This is a genomic window from Anaerotignum lactatifermentans, assembly GCF_014982935.1.
Taxonomy (GTDB): Bacteria; Bacillota; Clostridia; order Lachnospirales; family Anaerotignaceae; genus Anaerotignum; species Anaerotignum lactatifermentans.
Genome location: NZ_JADCKK010000137.1, coordinates 1 through 1,273, shown reverse-complemented (window position 1 = coordinate 1,273; position 1,273 = coordinate 1). Strand labels below are relative to the sequence as shown.

The following is a 1,273-nucleotide window of genomic DNA, read 5'->3' as shown; positions in this document are numbered from 1 at the left end:
CCTTTCAGAGTGCCGGCAATGACACTCTGTTCGTCATGCAATTTTCAAGGTACAAATATATCTGAAGTGCATTTCTGCAATTCATCCAAAACTTTTATTTTAGACTTGACTTTTAATAGTTAGTCTTGCAGTCATACTTGAGTTCAGAAACGAAAAAAGGCAGTGAGATTTTTTTCTATCATCTCACTGCCTCAAAATCGTTTTTCAGCTCCAAAAACGCTATGTCATCTATAAAATTGGATTTTTTGGGGCTTCAAAAATCGCCCTCAAAAACCGCTGGAAGCCTTGATTTTACTGGCTTTGCGGCTATGTCATCTATTTTGATCACTCATCCCAGTTATGATATACATTCTGTACATCATCGTCATCATCCAGCATATCCAGCAATTTGTTCATTTTCTTAATATCTTCATCAGATTTCAATTCTGTATATGTCTGAGGAATCATTGTTACTTCTGCACTTGCCATAGGAATGCCTGCTGCTTCCAGTGCTTCACGAACTGCAGAGAAGTCATCGGGAGAAGTTGTAATTTCATAGCTGTCTTCTTCTGCAGCAAAGTCTTCTGCGCCTGCATCCAGAGCAGCCATCATCAGTTCCTCTTCATCCATTTCTACTTCTTCTTTATCAATGACGATCAGACCTTTCTGATCAAACATGAAAGATACACAGCCATTGGTACCCATGTTGCCGCCACCTTTTGTAAAGGCATTTCTAACATTAGCAGCTGCACGGTTTCTGTTATCTGTCAGCGCTTCTACGATAACTGCTACACCGCTGGGACCATAGCCTTCATATGTTACCAATTCGTATTCTACGCCTTCTTCGTTACCAGCTGCTTTTTTGATACTTCTTTCAATCGTATCATTAGGCATATTGTTAGATTTACATTTTGCGATTACATCACGCAGTTTGCCATTGACTGCGGGATCAGGACCGCCAGCTTTTACTGCAACCTGAATTTCTCTACCCAACATGGTAAATACTTTACCTTTTGCAGCGTCATTTTTTTCCTTTTTATGTTTAATATTCGCAAACTTAGAATGTCCAGACATTCATAACCCTCCTTGAATAAATTTCACCAAAATATTTTATCATTTTTTTCAGGAAAAAACAAGAAAAACCCCTAAATAACATACAAAAATGTGTGTAGGATTACAATACATGTGTTACAACTGAATATTTAAAAAGCGAGGATAGGCTCACTTTGTGTTATATTTGAATCACCACAAAACAAAAATACATAAAGGAGCATCCTCGCATGGCAAGTATAAC

Annotated in this window: 1 protein-coding gene; it reads right to left on the bottom strand. The window is 38.0% G+C overall.

The window, feature by feature from the left end; all coding sequences use genetic code 11:
• Positions 1–324: 324 nt before the first annotated feature.
• Entirely contained in the window at positions 325–1,053 is a 729-nt protein-coding gene (locus INF29_RS14290) for a YebC/PmpR family DNA-binding transcriptional regulator (RefSeq protein WP_022254113.1), read from the bottom strand.
• Between the last annotated feature and the right edge of the window lie 220 nt (positions 1,054–1,273).

Bases quoted from the DNA above. Each gene is read 5' to 3' on its own strand.
- INF29_RS14290 (WP_022254113.1), bottom strand. From the start codon at position 1,053: ATGTCTGGACATTCTAAGTTTGCGAATATTAAACATAAAAAGGAAAAA.